This is a genomic window from Mucilaginibacter gossypiicola, from assembly GCF_900110105.1.
Lineage (GTDB): Bacteria > Bacteroidota > Bacteroidia > Sphingobacteriales > Sphingobacteriaceae > Mucilaginibacter > Mucilaginibacter gossypiicola.
Window position 1 is genome coordinate 520,569 of record NZ_FOCL01000001.1, and the last position, 20,335, is coordinate 540,903.

19 protein-coding genes and 1 riboswitch are annotated in these 20,335 nt (G+C 41.4%); of the genes, 10 read left to right on the plus strand and 9 right to left on the minus strand.

Annotated features, from left to right (window positions below; genetic code table 11):
• Positions 1-67 precede the first annotated feature (67 nt).
• Positions 68-643, minus strand: a complete 576-nt coding sequence (gene nudK / locus BMX50_RS02025) for a GDP-mannose pyrophosphatase NudK (protein WP_091206962.1) — start codon at positions 641-643, stop codon at positions 68-70.
• A 58-nt stretch (positions 644-701) separates the two neighbouring features.
• Here nudK and BMX50_RS02030 point away from each other — a divergent pair, with 58 nt between their 5' ends.
• Positions 702-1,454, plus strand: a complete 753-nt coding sequence (locus BMX50_RS02030) for a DeoR/GlpR family DNA-binding transcription regulator (RefSeq protein ID WP_091208556.1) — start codon at positions 702-704, stop codon at positions 1,452-1,454.
• Here BMX50_RS02030 and rsmD read toward each other — a convergent pair.
• The 3 genes from rsmD to BMX50_RS02045 all read right to left on the minus strand — a co-directional run bounded on the left by rsmD (position 1,451) and on the right by BMX50_RS02045 (position 3,317).
• Positions 1,451-1,987, minus strand: coding sequence for a 16S rRNA (guanine(966)-N(2))-methyltransferase RsmD (gene rsmD / locus BMX50_RS02035; protein WP_091206965.1), 537 nt, complete (start codon positions 1,985-1,987; stop codon positions 1,451-1,453). The genes BMX50_RS02030 and rsmD overlap by 4 nt on opposite strands.
• Entirely contained in the window at positions 1,975-2,775 is an 801-nt protein-coding gene (locus BMX50_RS02040) for a DUF3822 family protein (protein ID WP_091206968.1), read from the minus strand. The genes rsmD and BMX50_RS02040 overlap by 13 nt, the downstream gene beginning before the upstream one ends.
• Before the next feature lie 68 nt (positions 2,776-2,843).
• Positions 2,844-3,317 (minus strand): hypothetical protein, encoded by a 474-nt coding sequence (locus tag BMX50_RS02045; RefSeq protein WP_091206970.1) that lies wholly within the window; start codon positions 3,315-3,317, stop codon positions 2,844-2,846.
• A 56-nt stretch (positions 3,318-3,373) separates the two neighbouring features.
• Between BMX50_RS02045 and BMX50_RS02050 the strand changes: the two genes are divergently transcribed.
• The gene (locus tag BMX50_RS02050; RefSeq protein ID WP_091206973.1) at positions 3,374-4,795 is read left to right on the plus strand and encodes an ATP-dependent DNA helicase; all 1,422 of its coding nucleotides are present in this window, start codon (positions 3,374-3,376) and stop codon (positions 4,793-4,795) included.
• 12 nt (positions 4,796-4,807) lie between these two features.
• On the opposite strand, the gene BMX50_RS02055 is transcribed toward BMX50_RS02050, so the two are convergent.
• Positions 4,808-6,148, minus strand: coding sequence for a sensor histidine kinase (locus tag BMX50_RS02055; protein ID WP_091206975.1), 1,341 nt, complete (start codon positions 6,146-6,148; stop codon positions 4,808-4,810).
• A 191-nt stretch (positions 6,149-6,339) separates the two neighbouring features.
• Here BMX50_RS02055 and BMX50_RS02060 point away from each other — a divergent pair, with 191 nt between their 5' ends.
• Together BMX50_RS02060 and clpB are read left to right on the plus strand one after the other, a co-directional pair.
• Positions 6,340-6,771 carry a hypothetical protein gene (locus BMX50_RS02060; protein WP_091206978.1) on the plus strand — a complete coding sequence of 144 codons (432 nt, stop codon included), beginning with the start codon at positions 6,340-6,342 and terminating at the stop codon, positions 6,769-6,771.
• Positions 6,772-7,133: 362 nt separating this feature from the next.
• Positions 7,134-9,752, plus strand: coding sequence for an ATP-dependent chaperone ClpB (clpB, locus tag BMX50_RS02065; RefSeq protein WP_091206981.1), 2,619 nt, complete (start codon positions 7,134-7,136; stop codon positions 9,750-9,752).
• A gap of 79 nt (positions 9,753-9,831) precedes the next feature.
• On the opposite strand, the gene BMX50_RS02070 is transcribed toward clpB, so the two are convergent.
• The 4 genes from BMX50_RS02070 to BMX50_RS02085 form a co-directional block, all read right to left on the minus strand.
• Positions 9,832-11,067 carry a homoserine dehydrogenase gene (locus tag BMX50_RS02070; RefSeq protein WP_091206983.1) on the minus strand — a complete coding sequence of 412 codons (1,236 nt, stop codon included), beginning with the start codon at positions 11,065-11,067 and terminating at the stop codon, positions 9,832-9,834.
• Positions 11,067-12,122, minus strand: a complete 1,056-nt coding sequence (locus BMX50_RS02075) for a homoserine O-acetyltransferase family protein (RefSeq protein WP_091206986.1) — start codon at positions 12,120-12,122, stop codon at positions 11,067-11,069. The genes BMX50_RS02070 and BMX50_RS02075 overlap by 1 nt, the downstream gene beginning before the upstream one ends.
• A 90-nt stretch (positions 12,123-12,212) precedes the next feature.
• Entirely contained in the window at positions 12,213-13,532 is a 1,320-nt protein-coding gene (locus BMX50_RS02080; RefSeq protein WP_091206989.1) for an O-acetylhomoserine aminocarboxypropyltransferase/cysteine synthase family protein, read from the minus strand.
• A gap of 245 nt (positions 13,533-13,777) precedes the next feature.
• A riboswitch (SAM riboswitch) is annotated at positions 13,778-13,888 on the minus strand.
• 236 nt (positions 13,889-14,124) lie between these two features.
• Positions 14,125-15,243, minus strand: a complete 1,119-nt coding sequence (locus BMX50_RS02085) for a trans-sulfuration enzyme family protein (RefSeq protein WP_091206992.1) — start codon at positions 15,241-15,243, stop codon at positions 14,125-14,127.
• Positions 15,244-15,340: 97 nt separating this feature from the next.
• On the opposite strand from BMX50_RS02085, the gene BMX50_RS02090 reads away from it, so the two are divergent.
• The 6 genes from BMX50_RS02090 to BMX50_RS02115 all read left to right on the plus strand — a co-directional run bounded on the left by BMX50_RS02090 (position 15,341) and on the right by BMX50_RS02115 (position 20,293).
• Positions 15,341-15,859, plus strand: coding sequence for a hypothetical protein (locus tag BMX50_RS02090; RefSeq protein WP_091206994.1), 519 nt, complete (start codon positions 15,341-15,343; stop codon positions 15,857-15,859).
• 92 nt (positions 15,860-15,951) lie between these two features.
• A complete protein-coding gene (gene mqnE, locus BMX50_RS02095; protein ID WP_091208559.1) occupies positions 15,952-17,145 on the plus strand; it encodes an aminofutalosine synthase MqnE in 1,194 nt (397 codons plus the stop codon).
• Positions 17,146-17,245: 100 nt separating this feature from the next.
• Positions 17,246-17,875: a histidine phosphatase family protein gene (locus BMX50_RS02100; protein ID WP_091208562.1), complete on the plus strand. Its 630-nt coding sequence runs from the start codon at positions 17,246-17,248 to the stop codon at positions 17,873-17,875.
• Positions 17,876-17,885: 10 nt separating this feature from the next.
• The gene (locus tag BMX50_RS02105) at positions 17,886-18,629 is read left to right on the plus strand and encodes a menaquinone biosynthetic enzyme MqnA/MqnD family protein (RefSeq protein ID WP_091206997.1); all 744 of its coding nucleotides are present in this window, start codon (positions 17,886-17,888) and stop codon (positions 18,627-18,629) included.
• A 149-nt stretch (positions 18,630-18,778) separates the two neighbouring features.
• Positions 18,779-19,591, plus strand: a complete 813-nt coding sequence (locus tag BMX50_RS02110; RefSeq protein ID WP_091207000.1) for an SDR family oxidoreductase — start codon at positions 18,779-18,781, stop codon at positions 19,589-19,591.
• 225 nt (positions 19,592-19,816) lie between these two features.
• Positions 19,817-20,293, plus strand: a complete 477-nt coding sequence (locus tag BMX50_RS02115) for a hypothetical protein (RefSeq protein ID WP_091207003.1) — start codon at positions 19,817-19,819, stop codon at positions 20,291-20,293.
• Positions 20,294-20,335 lie beyond the last annotated feature (42 nt).

The window sequence follows — 20,335 nt, forward strand, 5'->3', positions numbered from 1 at the left end:
TTTTGTGTTTCAATATCCATCGTGCTACCCGAAAAACGAACCGCTCACCCAATCAACCAAATCAACTTCAAACCAGAGCAGCTATCTGTGCATACTGCAAAAGCATGATAGTTTTAGCATCTTTTATTTCGCCGTTTTTGACCATCTGAAGAGCTTCACTGAATGGTAGCTCTAAAACTTCAATATGCTCATTTTCGTGAGCGAGACCGCCTCCTTCGCTCACTTTCATTTCTTTGGCATACTCAGCCACAAAAAAATAAAGGATTTCGGTAACTGACCCGGGCGACATATAAGCCTCGTAAACTTTTTTAACATCGGTTATTTTATATCCCGTTTCTTCTTCGGTTTCCTTGCGGATACAGTCTTTCGGATTATCCTTATCCAGCAAACCGGCACAACATTCAATCAGCATGCCGTCAGGGTTGCCGTTAATGTACGTTGGTAGCCTGAATTGCCTGGTTAATATCACTGATGCCTGCGCTTTATTGTAAAGCAGGATGGTTGCACCATTGCCACGGTCATATGCTTCCCGATGCTGTATCGATGTTTTTCCATTGCTTTCCGTAAACTCGTACGTTACTTTTTTTAATGTATACCAGTTGTTTGATAAAATATCGGTATTGAGGATTTTTATATGATTCATTTTGACTGATCATTTATGATTATTAATGATTATTTTTGATCGAATTAAAACAAATAAAATGAACTTTCCTAAAAGAAAACAAAAAATAATTGAGCAACTTAATCTGAACGGAGAGGTAGATATAAAGCAATTAGCCGCCGAAATGAATACTTCGGAAATAACCATTAGGCGCGATCTGAACCAGTTAGCTGTCGATGGGGTACTTTATCGTACACACGGAGGGGCAACAAAAGTTAACCCTCACGAAAAGCCGCACAGCTTCGCGAATAAAAGCGCCCAAAATGCGGTTGTTAAAGATGCCATCTGCCGCAGGGCAGCATCACAGATCAATGATGGCGACATTATTTTTATGGACTGCGGAAGCACCGTTTTCAGGCTTTGCCAGTTTATTAAAAACAAGAAGATAAAGGTTATAACAAATTCATTACCTGTAATATATGAACTTCAGGATAGCGTTGCAAGTGTGAATATTATAGGAGGGGAGCTTGACAAAGAGCGCCAGGCCGTACATGGTACCATAGCCATTGAGCACATCCAAAAATACCGTGCAACCAAAGCTTTTTTAGGTATTGATGGCATTTCGCAAACAGGCTTGTTTGCCAATAGCGAACAGGAGGCATCCATAACAACTGCATTTGCCGCAAATAGCGCTTACACCTATATCCTTTGCGATGCAGGTAAAATTGGAAAAGAGACCTACCTTAATTTCGCAGGCTTAAACATCATCAATGCAATCATTACCGATGCTGATAACAGCAAGGCAAAAATCTTTGAAGAAAGCGGGATTGCTGTTTTAAAAGCGGATGTCTAAACCGGTCTGAAAAATGAAAAAGATGAATGCCCGTATTTTCTTTGCTCCACGAAAGCAGAATGGTTGCTAAGATTTTGAAGCGATTGATGCTCAACTATTAACAAGCCATCGGGTTTAAGCAGGTTCTTTTCAAAAATAACTTTTGGCAAATCAGGAATCCGGTTAAGGTCATACGGCGGGTCAGCAAATATCAGATCGTATTGTTCAGTTTCAACATTCAGATATTTGAATACATCTTCGCGGTAGGTTTTTATTTGTGTAAGCTTATGCTGACGGGAGGTGTCTTTAAGATAGTTAACACAATGAATACTCCTGTCAACAGATACGACCTCTGATGCCCCTCGCGATGCAAACTCAAGCGAAATATTGCCCGTACCGCTAAACAAATCGAGTACCTTAATGCCTTCAAATTCAATTTGATTTAGCAGAATATTAAATAAAGCCTCCTTAGCCAGATCTGTTGTAGGGCGAACGGGAAGATTTTTAGGTGGATTAAGCCTTAAGCCTTTTAAACTGCCTCCTATAATGCGCATAATGAAAGTGCCGCTATTGATAATACCCTGTGTGCAACAACCTCTGCCGGTAATTGTAATACCTGTAAATTGTTAACTTCTGCCTTGCCAAAAAAATCTGCCAGCCGGTTTAATATTTTATCGTCGGCCTCAAGGTCTCCACTCAGGTATAAGCCAGTGTTTTTAGGTTCAAGATTAAGCTCCTTAGTAACCAATACGGTAAAGTAAACAAGCTCATCGATTTCCTTAAACTCAAATGAATTATAAAAACGGAGTTTATTACCTGCGAAATAGCTTATTTCTACCTTGTCTTTTTCAATATTGAGATAAAGGTCATTGTTGCCGGGATTGTTTTGAGCAATGGCCGTTAACCAGCCTTTTGATGTAAAAACAGTATTACGAATTCCAAATTCTTCGGCTGCATTTACAATAACCTCGCTGGTTTTGTATACAATAACATTTTCCTGATCTAATAGCTGCGCTAAAACCTTACTATCTGGCTTTACATCAAGGAAACGGGCAAGGTTAGGCAGGCGCTCACCGCTAAATATTTCGGCAGGAACAAGCGTAAAACTGTGCGCCGGTAAGCCGATAATTATCTGCCTGTATTTAGCAGATAAAAGATCAAGCAATTCCTGTGGATCACTTAACTCATCAAAAGGATAGTTTTCGGCCCAGGCAATCAGGGTGCCATTATTACTAATGGCATACGAAAACGATTTGTCTTCAACCTGTATTAATAAAATATAATCTTCAGTTTTATCCAAACTAAAGCTATCATCATGGTAAGTGTAATTGTGTTCGTTCATACCGGTTTTAGCAAAAGTAATATTTTTTAGCAGATACAGTAATTACCGCAGTCCAAATTGATATGCCGTTATAAGATGCGGGTTAATACCATCAGGAAGATAAATATCAAAATTGGTAATCCCACCGGTTTGGGATAGTAATCGTTATCGGGAAAATACCTCTTGAAAAAAAACTGACTGAGGATTAATGCACCAATCAGCCCAAAACCTATGTTAAGGCCTGCTACTGAAAGCATTGCTGTAACTTGTGCGGGTGTTGGCTGGCCGCCTTTCGCGGTTACGTTCATGGCATCAATAACCTGTTGCAGGTTAACGCCCGAATGCATGATAACAAAGTAGGAGAGATAGGAAAAAAATAAGACAAAAGCCAGTACCGCCGGAACGGCTTTTTTATAACCGGCATTGTATAAATTAATAACCAGCAGTACCCCGCCAAAAATCAGGTTAAAAAACGAAAACCAAAATATTGCCCTTTTGGAGTAAATATCTACATAATCGTCTTCGCTGTATTTTTCTTCCTCTTTGTTTTCGTCAAATTCCATGGCTCAAATGTAAAACTAATCTTACTGAATTAAATACTTATCATCATTTTTGCAGGGTGTCAAATCCCGATCATATCCGCCAGGCATTTCCGCATGAGCCAACAGGCCAGCAAACGGAGCTTTTTAGCAAACTACACACTTTTTTAAAAAGCGCAGAGGGCGACGAATGCTTTATCCTGAAGGGCTATGCAGGCACCGGGAAAACAACCATAGTGGGCGCGTTGGTAAAAGCGCTAAGGCACTACAATTACAAAGCCGTACTGCTGGCCCCTACAGGTCGTGCAGCTAAAGTGATTACCAATTACTCCGGACGAAAAGCTTTTACAATCCATAAGCGCATCTACCGTAAAAAATCGGCCTTAACCATTGATGACGGTTTTGCCTTGGCCGATAACCTGGCCAGTGATACCCTTTTTATTGTGGATGAGGCTTCGATGATATCGGATGATGCAATGGGCAACAATCACGTTTCCTTATTATTTGATCTGCTTAGATACGTTTATAACGATAAAAACTGCAAACTGATATTGGTAGGTGATACCGCACAGTTGCCACCCGTAGGAGCCGAGGACAGCCCCGCGCTTGACGCGCAGCTTATGGGCGATAAATTTGGCCTGTCGATATTCAGTTATGAGCTTACCGAGGTTTTGCGACAGCAAAAGAACTCGGGTATTTTATATAACGCCACCAATATTCGTGATCTGATACGCGAAGAGCTCATTGAGATACCTAAAATTGTAACCAAAGGGTTTAAGGACGTTTACAGAATGACCGGCGAACGATTACCTGAAGGGTTGGAATATGCTTACCGTAAGTACGGCTATGATCGTACACTTATCATTTGCCGCTCAAACAAAAACGCCAACCTGTATAATGGGCAAATCCGCAACCGGATCCTGTACCGGGAGGAAGAGCTTACCGGCGGCGACCAGATCATGATAGTGAAAAACAATTATTTCTGGCTACAGGATAAGGACGAGAACAGTACTGCATTTATTGCCAATGGAGATATTGCCCGTATAGTAAAAGTGCGCCGCACCGAGGAAATGTATGGCTTTCGTTTTGCCGATGTGCAGTTGGAATTTATAGATTATGCCGAAGATCCAACGCTTGATTGCAAGGTGCTGCTTGATACGCTTTATGCCGATTCGCCGGCATTGAACCAGGAAGATCAGAAACGGTTTTACCAGGAAGTAATGAAAGACTATGAGCATTTACCCAGTAAAAGGGCCATGCACAACGAGCTGAAACTTAATCCATACTATAATGCTTTGCAAATAAAATTTGCTTACGCCATTACCTGTCACAAAGCGCAGGGTGGCCAGTGGGATGCCGTTTTTGTTGATCAGGGTTATGTAACCGACGAAATGATCAATATGGATTTTCTGCGATGGTTTTATACCGCGCTCACCCGGGCCACTACCGAACTATTCCTTGTTAATTTTGATAACAGGTTTTATAAATTAAATGAGGAGTAATGAAACATCTTCTTAAAATGGGCTGACGGCAGGAAGCATAATTCTGAATGTTGAACCCTGTCCTTCGGTGCTTGTTACCGTAATACTGCCTTTATGCTTTTCAACGATTTGGCGCACTATACTTAAACCAAGTCCTGTTGATTTTTCACCGCGCAAACCTGTTCGCCCTGCTTTTGAAAATTGATTGAAGATCTCCGGTAACATAGCAGCCGGTATGCCCACACCATAATCCTGAACTTCGATGGTTACCACGTTATTTTGTTGAGACAATCGAATATCTACCCGGTCCCTGTCTTTTGAAAACTTTACTGCATTACTGATCAGGTTATCAATAACCCGGTGAAATTTTTCATGGTTGATAAGCGCATTAACAGCACCTGCCGTATTGATGAACAGCACATCAACCTTGTTGCCTTGCTGCAATTTCCATTCGTTTACAATGCCGTTAAGCCATTGGTTAAGGTCGGTATTGCGGGTTTCAAAAACTGCTATGTTTTCATTTTGAGCTGCCTCCAGCAAATCATCAATGATACTTCGTGCTTTTACGCATGAAGCTTTCATCATATTGATATTATCCTGCATATCTTCATCAACTTCATCAAGTTCCATCATCATGGCAATTGACTCTACTGCTGCTATTGGATTTCGGAGATCATGCGCTACCATGCCTAATACCTGGTTTTTAAATTCGCTTGCTTTTTCAATTTCCGAGTTTTTTTCGCGGGTCTCGATAACCTGTAAATAGTAGTTGGCTTTATAAGTAAAAAAGTATCTGGAAGTAAAATAAAATCCCGAAATCAAAATGGCCGATATCAGCTGGTTGTACAGCATGTCGGTAGCGGGTGTTTGGCTGTAAAATAACAGCGAAGTAAAAAATACTTCAACTGCTACAAGCAGCAATACAGTTTCATAGTATTCAAATACAAATATTACACTAATGAGGCTCAGTGCAACAAGATACAAAGTGAGTGCATTGCTTGGATCGGACGTGGCAATAAAACTCGAATACATACCACAAACAATAATATACAGGGCAAACAAAAACACAAGCAGTGACATGCCTGTTGTTGCTTTTTTACGTCCTTTAAATCCAACTATAAAAAGATTGCTGGCTATCAGGAAAACCGGGGTTACGATAATGAAAACCCAGTTACTGAAATTAAATTCAGGGAAATTTTGCGCTTTAGTTAAACTAACCGGGAATACAAGGTAAAGGATGCGGATAATTACATTAAGCAGCAAAAATATCATACTGGCACCCCTGATAGCCACCAGATTTTGGTAAGTATAATGATCACGGTATTGCGACCGGTATTTGATTGGAAGACTATTAAAAAAGAAATGGGTGTTCAATTATATTTTATGGATTAAACAAAATTATGAAAATATTTAAAAACAACGTAACGGAAATGTGACAAAGCACAATTAACCCTTTTTACAAATATTAGGTCAGATAACATATAAGCCTATTTTGATGAACCTTGATTGTTTTTAAAGAAAGGAAAAATATAATTTACACATCATAAAACCAAAATCACATGTTAATGAAATCTCTTAAATTTATCGCAATTCTTATTACTGTATTAACAACTTTTTCCTGTAGAACTGTAGAAAGGGCTAATCAGAAGGAAATTAAACCGTTTGTAGGCATTTGGAAGGATACAACCAATCCGGGATCTCAAGTTGTATTCAGGTCGGATGGCAGCTTTTATAACATTGCAAAAGAAAATAATGTACAGATTGTTACACACAGCGGTACTTATAAAGTCTTATCCGACAGTATTTATTTATTGACGATTACAGATGCGAGGCCCAACGCCACATATGATCTCAAAGGAAGGCAGTATGCCAATTATTACACGTTAAGCAGCAATAGAAAAACGATGAAGACAAGTGGCGTGGTTGACGGAAGAAATGGCGGAAAAGCACTTGCCTGGACCTGCAATTTAGTTAAAGTTGAAAAATTGGATAATTAAACCCGCGCCTGGCTGACTAAACCCTCGCACATTATAAGTCCCCATTTTATAGACAACAGGCATTGCACCATCACAATCAGCTTTATCCGTTACACAATATTTCACTAACAGACAAGCCCACGCCTGTCTGTTAGTGAGGTGTTTGTTAAGCTCATCTGAGCTTTAGCGTCCTTAAACATCTCTACCTGACGCATACTTTTATTATTGTTTTAACGTATTAAACGACAAATTGCTTCGTACTATTGTTAATATTAACGCCTAAATTGCTAATAATCATGGCAAAGTGTCATTTTGATTTAATTTTAAATGACAATTTTTCACTATGGGTATTATGGCCGATAATTTGATTAACACTGAGTACTATGAATTTTAACAACTTTACCATAAAAGCTCAGGAAGCCGTGCAGAAGGCTTCCGAAATTGCTGTTGGTAACCAACAGCAGGCAATTGAGACCGCACATCTGCTTAAAGGCTTGTTGCTGGTTGATGAAAACGTAATTAGCTACTTATTAAAGAAACTAAACGTTAACCTGAAAAGGTTAAATGATACTTTAGATGCACAGATTGCATCGTTCCCTAAAGTAAGCGGAAGCAATGTATATCTTTCGTCTGAAGCAAATTCGGCTTTGCAAAAAGCTTCGGGATATTTAAAAGAATTTAAAGATGAATTTGTATCGGTTGAGCATGTGCTGTTAGGCATTTTAGCAGCCGGAGGCGCGGTGAGCACTATGCTTAAGGATTCGGGTGTTAATGAAAAAGACCTGAAAAAGGCCATTATAGCTTTACGCGGCGACAGTAAAGTGACGGATCAAAACGCCGAAGCTACTTATAACGCCCTTAACAAATATGCTCGCAATTTGAACGAATACGCAGGTTCGGGCAAATTAGACCCGGTTATAGGCCGCGATGATGAAATTCGCCGTGTTATCCAGATCCTTTCGCGCCGTACCAAAAACAACCCGATATTGGTTGGTGAGCCCGGTGTTGGTAAAACAGCCATTGCCGAAGGCATTGCATTCAGGATCATTAAGGGTGATGTGCCCGAAAGTTTGAAAACCAAGGTGGTATACTCGTTGGATATGGGAGCCCTGATTGCTGGTGCCAAATATAAAGGCGAGTTTGAAGAACGGTTAAAAGCCGTTGTAAAAGAGGTTACCCAAAGCGACGGAGAGATCATCCTGTTTATTGATGAGATTCATACGCTGGTAGGTGCAGGCGGGGGAGAAGGTGCTATGGATGCGGCTAATATCCTGAAACCAGCCCTGGCACGCGGTGAGCTCCGTTCAATTGGTGCAACTACACTTAACGAGTATCAGAAATACCTCGAAAAAGATAAAGCTTTGGAACGCCGTTTCCAGAAAGTAATGGTTGAAGAACCTGATGCTGCCGATGCTATATCAATTTTACGTGGACTGAAAGAGCGTTATGAAACCCACCACAAAGTGCGGATCAAAGACGAAGCGATCATCGCTTCTGTCGAAATGTCACAACGTTATATTTCCGACAGGTTTTTACCTGATAAAGCGATCGACCTGATGGACGAAGCCGCTTCAAAACTTCGTTTGGAAATGGATTCGGTGCCGGAAGTGGTTGATGAACTGGAACGCCGCATCATGCAGCTGGAAATTGAGCGTGAAGCTATTAAACGTGAAAAGGACGACCGCAAGGTTGCCGAACTGAGCGAAGAAATAGCTAACCTTTCACAACAACGTGATTCGTTACGTGCCAAATGGAAAGGTGAAAAAGACCTTGTTGATGGCATCAATGCTAAAGTAGAGCTGATAGAAAATTACAAGCTGGAAGCCGAACAGGCCGAACGTGCCGGGGATTATGGCAAAGTAGCCGAATTACGCTACGGCACCATAGTTGAAGCCCAGGCCGAAGTTGAAAAGCTGAAAGCAGCCCTGCTTGAAAATCAAAGCGACAGCCGCATGCTGAAAGAGGAAGTTACCGCCGATGATATTGCAGGTGTAGTAAGCCGCTGGACAGGCATCCCGGTGAGCAAAATGATCCAGAGTGAGCGCGAAAAACTGCTTAACCTTGAAGATGAGCTGCACAAACGTGTAGCCGGGCAAGAAGAAGCTATTGAAGCAATAAGTGATGCTATCCGCCGCAGCCGTGCAGGCTTGCAGGATAAGCGCAGGCCAATTGGTTCGTTCATATTTTTAGGTACAACCGGTGTGGGTAAAACCGAGCTGGCAAAGGCTTTGGCCGAGTATCTGTTTAACGATGAAGGCGCGCTTGTAAGGATAGATATGAGTGAATACCAGGAACGCCATGCTGTGTCAAGGCTGATAGGAGCGCCTCCGGGCTATGTTGGGTATGATGAAGGCGGGCAGTTAACGGAGGCCGTTCGCCGCAAGCCTTACAGTGTGGTTTTACTGGATGAAATTGAAAAAGCCCATCCCGATGTGTTTAACATCCTGTTGCAGGTGTTGGATGATGGCCGTTTAACTGATAACAAAGGTCGTGTGGTGAATTTTAAAAACACTATCATCATCATGACCTCCAATATCGGCTCAAACATTATCCAGGAAAACTTCCAGAACCTGGAAGACGAAAATCGCGATGAACTGGTTGCAAAAACAAAGAACGAGCTATTTAACCTGCTAAGGGTAACCATTCGTCCGGAGTTTTTGAACAGGATTGATGAGATCATCATGTTTACCCCGCTTAACCGCGATGAGATCCATGATATTGTGAAGCTGCAATTTAAACAGGTACAGCAAACCCTTGCAGAAATGGGTGTAACTATCGAAGCATCCGACGAAGCTTTGGATTGGCTGGCACAATTGGGATATGATCCGCAATTTGGCGCACGTCCGTTAAAACGTGTTATCCAGAAAAAGATACTGAACGAGTTGAGTAAACAGATCCTTGCCGGTACGGTGGATAAAGACAGCGTTATCAAAATTGATATGTTCGATAACCAGTTCGTGTTCCTGAATTCAGCCAAAGAAGCTGCAGAACCGGCTAAGTAATCGATAACAAATATTTCAATGTAAAAAGGCTTCTCAATTTGAGAAGCCTTTTTATGTTAATGGCAACCGAAGAATCTACTTAAAAAACTTCAGCTGCTTCTTTAGCTGCCGATGCTAAGCTGACCCCCGTAAGCTGATCGGCAAAGGCCACGAAAGCCTTACTTTCCGATATACGTAATTGATTAGCGATCAGATTTTGCAAATTGATTTTTCCTATAACAAATTTGTAATTACCTGAATAGTAACGCTCGTTAATATGCTCAAAGTTCAGCGCTTCAACTAATTCCTCATCGTCATAACGCAGGTAAACAGTTAATTCGATATTATTGGTAAAATTAAGGTCTGTTTTTTCTTTGGCCTTTTTGTATTCGTACTGGTAGTTATAACGCAGGGCCGCAATGTCCGAAAGTACAGCTGAACCGGTAGGGTGCCCACCTGCACCTTTTCCAAAAAAGAATTGCTGATCGGCAAAGGCAGCTTGTACGGTTACGCCATTGTATTCGTACTCTACGTTATATAAAAACTCTTTATCGTTCACAAATTTAGGCAATACAAACAGGGCAACGTTACGGTCGTCAAGTTCTTTTGCTACAGGAACCAGTTTAATTTTGAGATTTTTTTCGCGGGCATACTGTAAATCGGCAGCTGCAAGGTTCTGGATACCGAGATTAAAAACCTCGTCGGGCTGTACAACTACACCATAAGCATGTGCCGCCGCAATAACCAGCTTATACTTGGCATCAAAACCACCAACGTCACTGGTTGGGTCAGTTTCAGCGAAACCAAGGTCTTGCGCTTGTTTCAATGCACTATCGTAATCAAGCCCTTCAATAAAACCTTTCGAAAGGATATAGTTTGAAGAACCATTGAAAATACCGCTTATGGAATGCAGTAACTCGTTGTCATAATACTCTTCCAGGTTACGAATAATAGGAATACTGCCACAAACCGCACCTTCATATAATAGCGATGTACCGTATTGATGCTGGATCTCGATCAGCTCGTCCAAATGCAGGGCAATCATTTTTTTGCTGGCAGATACTACGTTCTTGCCAGATTTTAACGCTCTTGAAACAATCTCAAAAGCAGCTTCGGTATCATTGATGAGTTCAACAATGGTATTGATCTCGGGGTTGTTAAGCAGTTCTTCTTTATCGGTAGTAAATAAATGTGCCGGTAAAGAACGTTTTTTATTTGGATCCTTAATAGCAAACTTTACTATCTCGATATTTAAATGCTTTGTTTTGATGATGTCATATAAACCCTGGCCTACAACTCCAAATCCAAAGAGGCCGATATTTAACTTTTTACTCATTACGCTGTACGTTGCAGTTCTATAATTTTTCCTTTCACATCGGTTTTAAAAAACGATGTAAATATGTTTGTTAATGCTTCTGTTTCAATTAAAAACCCGTCGTGCCCATAAAACGAATCCAGTTCGGCAAAGGCTGCTTTCGGGATATGCCTGAACAGATATTGTTGCTCTTCTATAGGGAACAAAACATCTGAAGAGATACCGATAACCAAAGTTTTTGCCTTGATGAGGCTTAACGCTTTTTCAACACCATGACGACCGCGGCCAACATTGTGCGAGTCCATTACTTTGGTTAAATACCAATAGCTATAGGCATTAAAACGGTTCACCAGCTTTTGCCCCTGGTAATTTTGGTAAGTTGAGGCGCGAAAATCATCCTGTACAGTATCACCCTCTTCCTGCTGGGTAATGCCATAGGTTTTATAGGTACGATAGCTCAGTAACGCAATACTACGTGCTGCTTTTAAACCTTTCTGGCCACCATCAGGCGTGTTGGCATAAAAAGTACGATCAGCAGTAATAGCTAAACGCTGAGATTCATTAAAGGCAATACCCCATGGTGAATGCTTGGCGTTGGTGGCTATCAGAATGAGGTTTTTGATCCGGTCGGGCTCAATAATGGCCCATTCCATAGCCTGCTGCCCCCCAAGGGAGCCGCCAATTAATATATTAATGCTGTCAATCTGTAAATGACCGGCAAGTAGTTGATGCGCTTTAATCATATCCCTCGTAGTAAACTGGGGATAGGAGAGATAGTATGGCTGACCGGTAACCGGATTAATGCTCAACGGACTGGTAGTGCCGTAAGGGGAACCCAAAATATTAGCGCAAACTATAAAATGCTCTTCAGGATTAATGAAGTAACCTGTGCCCACAAGGCCTTTCCACCAGTCAAGCACATCGCTGTTGGCCGTAAGCGCATGGCAAACCCAAACAACGTTATTTTTTTCCTTATTTAACCTACCGTATGTATGAAAGCCTATCTCTAAACCTTCAATTGTACGGCCCGATTCAAATTCAAAAGTATCAGTGTATTTAAATATCTCCGCGTTCATTCTGTTATTTGTTATTCCGGGGGCAACCAAAATTTTTGGTTGCTGCCCGTAATAACGTTTACTATATCACTTAAAAAAAACTATACATTGTTAAACTAACTCACCCTCACCTTGCTTGATTTTTGCAAAAGCCTGTTCAAAATCGGCTTTAATATCATCAATATGTTCAATACCAACAGCCACGCGCAACGAAGCAGGTGTAACACCGGCCGCCAATTGTTCTTCATCAGATAATTGCTGATGTGTGGTTGCCGATGGTTGGATGATGAGTGTTTTTGCATCGCCAACATTGGCCAAATGACTTACCAGTTTAAGGTTATTGATCAATCGGCTGGCCTGGTCTTTACTTCCCTTAATTTCAAACGATAACACGCCGCCAAAGCCGTTCTTTAAATATTTTTTAGCCAGGTCATGGTATGGCGATGATTCCAGTCCAGGGTAATTTACGCTTGCCACCTGCGGGTGCTGCTCCAGCCATTTAGCTAACTGCAGTGCATTGTCAACATGGCGTTGTACACGTAAAGAAAGTGTTTCCAGTCCCTGGATATTCAACCACGAATTAAACGGAGCCTGCGATGGGCCAAAATCCCTCAAGCCCTCCACACGGGCGCGGATAATAAACTGGATATTGCCGAACGGCCCACCAATACCAAATACATCATTGAATACCAACCCGTGATAACCTTCAGATGGTTCGGTAAATTGAGGGAATTTGCCATTACCCCAATTGTAATTGCCTGCATCAATAATAACGCCGCCTATGCTTGTACCATGCCCGCCAATCCATTTAGTGGTTGACTCAACAACCACGTTAGCGCCATGCTCAATAGGGCGGAAGAGGTAACCACCTGCACCAAAAGTATTATCAACAATCAGCGGCAAATCATGTTTTTTCGCAACCTCGCTAACCTTTTCAAAATCGGCAATGGTAAAACCTGGATTACCAATGGTTTCCAGGAAAATAGCTTTTGTTTTATCGTCGATGAGCACTTCGATATTAGCTGCTGTATCGTCTTTAGCAAAACGAACATCAATGCCTAAACGTTTAAAAGCTACTTTAAACTGGTTATAAGTACCTCCATACAGGAAAGGAGAAGTAACAAAGTTATCGCCTGCCTGCAGGATATTATTTAATGCTATAAATTGTGATGCTTGTCCCGATGCTGTTGCCAGCGCCGCAACGCCGCCCTCTAACGCAGCGATGCGTTTTTCAAACACATCGGTAGTTGGGTTCATGATGCGGGTGTAGATATTACCAAATTCTTTCAGCGCAAACAGGTTGGCGCCATGTTCGGCACTGTTAAATACGTACGAAGTAGTTTGGTAAATGGGCACTGCACGTGAACCTGTTGTTGGATCAACTTCCTGACCGGCATGTAATTGTAAGGTTTCGAATTTTAAGGCAGACATAGTTTTAATTTTTAATGTGTTTAATTTAGATTTTGAATGTTAAGATGGATTTTGATAAGCCGGTTTAGATGACCGGTTTAATAACACACGCATTTTTCAGAGAATGAAAATAGCAGCGTGCCAAGCATCAACAGCAGCAACACATACAAATACAGCCAATAGGGGAGCTAATATTTTGTATATTACCGTTTGAGGTGTAAAAAGTGTTGTGTTGCGTAAATTTAATTAAACTTTTCATGGTTATAAATTTATATTCCCCGGTGTTATTTGCCGGGACAGGAATTGGCACCTTCTTCAACATTGAAGGGTTGCCAGCGGGTCATTGAGCCTGATCTCTCGCCGCTTCTTTATAAATCAAAACCCGAACTATGTGCGGAGTATTGATCGACCTTGGTATCGCTACCAAATAATGTTCCAAATATAACACGTTATTTGGTAATGTACCAAATTTTATTTCTTTTTAAGGTTAAAGGTTAAAGGCGAAAGGTAAAAGGTTTTCTTTTTGAAGTAAGCTAATTACTGGAAGAGTACCCAATATTTTATATCTATAAGGCGATACAGGTCTTACCTTTCGCCTTTTACCTTTGTCCTTTTACCTTAATAACGCCTGCTCCATATCTGCTATCAAATCATCAATATGCTCCAGCCCAACAGAAACTCTCAGCAGGTTACGCGGTGTTTTGGTATCCGGACCTTCAACGGTAGCGCGATGTTCTATAAGGCTTTCTACGCCGCCAAGACTCGTAGCTTTTATGAATAGCTTAAGCTTGTTAATGATGTTATGTGTATCATTTTCATCTCCCTTAACAATAAAGGACAACATGCCTCCAAAAGCCAGCATCTGATCTTTAGCAATATCATGCTGCGGGTGCGATGGCAAACCCGGATACATTACCTGTTCAACATTAGGATGCTGTTCAAGGTATTCGGCCAATAACTGTGCATTTTGTACGTGACCTTTTACGCGATACGGCAGGGTTTTTATACTGCGTACCAGATAATAACAATCCATAGGTGAGGGGATAGCACCACCCATTTCCTGTACCTGACGGATCTTTGTCCACCAATCGTTTTTTTCGGCAGTGATTAAAACGCCCCCCATCAAATCACTATGCCCACCGAAATATTTGGTAGCTGAATGCATTACCATATCTGCTCCTAAGTCAAAAGGCCGCTGGCAAATAGGGGTGGCAAAAGTGTTATCACATAAAACTTTAATGCCTTTTGATTTGGCAATGGCTACTACCTTTTTTATATCTGTGATTTTCAATAACGGATTTGAAGGCGTTTCTATCCATATCAAACCAGTTTCGGGTTTAATATGTTGTTGTAAAACTTCGGTATCATTTACGTCGATAAAATCGAAAGTAAGGATCCCTGCAAAAAGGGTTTTAAGTTGGTTACGTAAGCCGTGATACATATCATCAGGAGCGATAATATGCGTACCCGGCTCAAGCGATTGAAATACCGACATGCCTGCAGCGTTGCCCGATGAAAACGCAGCTGCTTCAACACCACCTTCCAGTTTAGCCAGCACATGCTCCAGCGCATGGCGATTAGGGTTTGATGAGCGACTGTAAATATACCCCGCCGGAAAGCCACCATCTTCACCACGCTCAAATGTGGTTGACATAATAATGGGTTGTATTACGGCCCTTGTTGCTTCATCAACGTGGTTGCCGGCATGTATAGCTATAGTTTCTGTTTTCATTGGTATTTGTGCTTATCGCCCAAAGTAAAAAAGAATATTTGTTATTAATTGTAGCGTTTTTTTCTTTTTATCCGAATAGGCTGTAAAACCTATCCGCATGAAAAAAACCTTTATCCTGATCCTGCTTGCTACAACCAGCTTTATAGCCTGCAAAAAAGATGCTAACGAAACAGCTTACGACAAAAGCTATAAGGTGTGGCAAAACTTTAAAACTGAAAGTAAAAACACATACAGCTACACAGTTAATGCCGGGTCTGTATTCGGTTATGGATCCGAAACAAAAATTATTGTGCAAAACGGCGTGGTGGTAGGGCGAGATTTTCTATCATATACTTTAGAGCAAAATCCCAACAGCGCTCCTACTAAAAAAATAAGGGAACAGTGGCAGGAAGATAAAACATCATTAGGGCAGCATAATTCTGGTGCGTCATTACTTACGCTCGACCAGGTTTATCAAAAAGCAAAAACCGAATGGCTTGCGGCTGATAAGAAAAAGAATACCATTTATTTTGAAACCAACAATAATGGTATGATATCAGGCGCCAGTTATGTGCCCAATGGTTGCCAGGACGATTGCTCAATAGGGATCTCCATCAGTGAGATCAAAGCACTGTAACCTTAATGTAATTTACCACGAAATTTGGCCGATATGTGTCATAACGCATATTACTTTTATGCTTTTTTGTACATTTGGCCAAATTTATAATGATGCAAAATTCAGATAATTTACAGGTATTGCTACAGGATCCGAATTTATCTGCTGACTTAAAGCACATTGCCCAAAAGGTACTAAATAAACAACGCATCACTTTTGATGAAGGCGTTTTGCTTTATGAGCAGGGCGAGCTTGGATATCTTGGCGCTTTAGCCAATCACATCCGCGAAGAGCGCCACGGCGATAAAACTTATTTTAATCGTAACTTTCATATTGAGCCAACCAATCTTTGCGTTTACGACTGCAAATTTTGTTCATACTCACGCCTGCTGAAACAAAAATCAGAAGGATGGGAGTACACCATGGATGAAATGTTTAACATGGTTGCCAAATATGACGGCGAACCGGTTACAGAGGTTCACATTGTAGGCGGAGTATTACCGCAATATGATGTACCTTTTTACCAGGAACTTTTTGCCCGCATCCGTGCACACCGTCCGGAATTGCATATCAAGGCGTTAACCCCGGTTGAATATCACTACATCTTTAAAAAGGCCAAAATTGACTACGCTACAGGCATGCGCCTCATGCAGGAAGCAGGTCTGGATTCTATCCCCGGCGGCGGTGCCGAAATTTTTGATTCGGAGATCAGGGATCAGATCTCGAAGGATAAATGTACTGCCGATCAGTGGCTGGCTATTCATGAAGAGTGGCACAAGCTTGGTGGCCGTTCAAACGCTACCATGCTTTACGGACATATCGAAGAATACAGGCACCGTGTAGATCATATGGAGCGCCTGCGTCAGTTGCAGGACAAAACAGGTGGTTTTCAGACATTCATTCCGCTTAAGTTCCGTAATAAGGATAACCAGATGTCGCATGTGCCCGAGGTTTCTGTGATTGAAGATTTGCGTAATTATGCCGTGGCCCGTATCTACCTGGATAACTTTGATCATATTAAAGCTTACTGGGCTATGATTAGCCGTACCACTGCGCAGCTTTCGCTTAACTTTGGCGTTGACGATATTGATGGCACGCTTGATGATACCACCAAAATCTACTCAATGGCCGGTGCCGAAGAACAACACCCAGGCATGAGTACTAAACAGGTGGTAGAGTTAATTAAACATGTAGGCCGGCAACCCATCGAACGTGATACTTTGTATAATGTGGTGACGGATTATACCAACTTTGTGTTTGGCGATGAGCCTAAGCCTCAGTATTACAAGTTACCGGTTATTAATTAGCAAAAAGCTTAAGGCTGAAAGCCCAAAGCAAAACGACAATAAAATTATTCAACAAGCAAAAAGCTTTAAGCCTTATGCTTTTAGCTTTCAGCTCAAAAAAATGATACAAAAAACCTTATATATAGTACGTCACGGTCAAACCGAGTATAATAAACTTGGTATTATACAGGGCCGCGGGGTTGATACCGATTTAAATGCCGAAGGACGCAAGCAAGCCTGCCAGTTTTATGAGGCTTATAAAACTGTTCAGTTTGATAAGATCTACATATCAGCACTAAAGCGTACGCAACAAAGTATTCAGCCTTTTATTGACCTCGGTATTCCCTTCGAAAAGCTTTCGGGTTTGGATGAGCTGGCCTGGGGCATTCATGAAGGCCAGGCACCCACAACTGATAATAAGGCAGCTTTTCTGCAGATCATGCGCGATTGGCTGGACGGAAAACTCGACAGTAAATTTGAAGGCGGCGAAAGTCCGCTCGAGGTTGAAGTACGTCAACGCGAGGCCATGAAGGTGATCATGAGCCATCCCGAAGAAAAAACGGTGCTTATATGTATGCATGGCCGTGCTTTGCGCCTGTTGCTTTGCATCCTCACCGGCAAGCCATTATCCGAAATGGACGCTTTTCCGCACCAAAACCTCGTGCTATATAAGGTGACCTACGACGGTGAAAAATTTGAGGTCGCCGACTTCAACAACGCCGAACATCTAAAACATTCAGAAGAACAGTAATAGCGAATTTGTGAACAAGATCAGAATATCAGCAGTAAGCTACACTAACACCAAACCCTTTTTATACGGCATTCAACATACCGACATTATTAATAAAATAGACCTAAGCCTCGACATTCCGTCGGATTGTGCTCAAAAACTCATCGACGATGTGGTTGATATCGGTCTTATCCCTGTTGCAGCAGCTTTGAGCTTACCACAATGGGAAATTGTTTCTGATTACTGCATTGGTGCAGTAGGCGCGGTAAACTCAGTTTTTATTTTCAGCAATTGTGACATTAATGATGTAACTGCTATTCAGCTCGATCCGCAGTCACGCTCATCAAATAATCTTGCCCGCGTTTTGCTTAAAAACCACTGGCAGGTAAATCCGGAACAGGTTACCAATGCGCCGGATTATGCTCAATCAACAGATGAGTACACCGCTTTTGTACAAATAGGCGATCGTACTTTCGGCAAAAAGCAACAATATAAATACGTTTACGACCTTGCCGAAGAATGGCAAAAGATGACCGGTCTGCCTTTTACGTTTGCGGCCTGGATAGCCAACAAGCCTATTCCGCAGGATTTTATGGATGAGTTTAATGCATCGTTAAAATACGGTCTTGACCACCGCGAAGAGTTGTTTAAAGAATTGACCATGCGCGATGATTTTGACCTGGTTGATTATCTGATGGTTAAAATAGATTATGATTTAACAGCAGATAAGAAGAAAGCCTTATATATGTTTCATGATTATATAAAGACATTATAAGCTCCGAGCCGGGGTTTACGTGGATTTTCAGGATTACCGGATCACAATTGTATGGTTATGTAATCTTTCAATCACATAAATCCCGGTTCATATAAAAACAATTCTCCACTCAATTCAATTGCTTATCTTAAACACAAAAACGTTTATCTATGAGCAATACCCCCCAACTATTAAAAGGACAAGCAGCACTTGTGACCGGCGCCGATAGCGGCATCGGCAAAGGCGTTGCACTGGCTATGGCTGCGGCCGGTGCTAAACTCCTGATTAACTATGCACATAATAAGGCCGCGGCTGATGATGTCGTGAGTCAGATCAAAGCCTTTGGCGGCGATGCATTTGCATTCCAGGCCGATGTAAGTCATGAAGAGGAAGTAAAAGCCATGTTTGCTGAAATATTTAAGCAATATGGTACCATTGATATCCTGGTGAATAATGCAGGCTTACAAAAAGATTCCAAATTTGTTGACATGACGCTTGACGACTGGAATAAAGTGATCAGTATTAACTTAACCGGGCAGTTCCTGTGCGCCCGGGAGGCAGCCAGGGAGTTTATAAAACGGGGTGTTATTGAAGAAAAAAGCAAGGCTGCGGGCAAAATTATTTGCATGAGCAGCGTGCATGAAGTTATCCCATGGGCCGGACATGTAAACTATGCAGCCAGCAAAGGCGGCATTATGATGTTTATGAAAAGTATAGCACAGGAGCTTGCCCCACATAAGATCAGGGTAAACGGCATAGGACCGGGAGCTATACAAACGCCTATTAATAAAGAAGCCTGGGAAACACCAGATGCGTTAGATAAATTGCTGACGCTCATTCCATACAACCGCATTGGTCAGCCCGATGATATCGGAAAACTGGCAGTTTGGCTGGCATCTGATGAGTCGGATTATGTTACAGGGGTAACAATTTTTGCAGATGGGGGCATGACTTTATACCCGGGCTTTGCAGATAACGGCTAAATGACATTTTCATGACAACATAAATCGGTTTAGCAAACTAAAAACGCCATTAATTGGCGTTTTTTCTTTTAGATATTGTAAAATATACACTAAGGTCATTGATAAAATTTAAATTTTAAGGCTACAAAAGGCTATAATTATTAAATATTCATAAAAGTTTCGGAAAATTTTAAATATTGATAAGTACACTGTATTTTTGTTGCAGGATTTAAAATTTAAACGAACATGAAAAAGATATTTTTAACAATAGCAACCGCAGCATTATTTACCGTTAACGCTTTCGCCGATGGTGGCAAAAAATCTGACGGTGGTACAAACGTTTCTTACATCGCATTACACGGCTTTACTGCTGATTTTGCTGAAGCTACTGACGTTAACTGGACAGTAACTAAAAACGTACAAAAAGCTACTTTTACTGTTGATGGCGTTCAAAAAACTGCTTTCTACAACTTGCAAGGTGAATTTTTAGGTACAACTCAACGTGTTGACAACAAAGCTATCCCTGCAAAAGCTCTTCAACAAATCAACAACGAGTACAAAGGTTACGCAGTAGGCGAAGTTATCGTTTACCAGGCTAACACTTCAATCAATGACGCTATCGAGCCAACTTCATACTTTGTTGACTTGAAAAACGACAAACACGAAGTTTTGGTAAGAATCACTCAACAAGCTAACATTGAGTTTTTCCAACAAGTGAAATAATTTCCGAAAAATTATAACAATTGAAAGCCGTCCTAAATATCA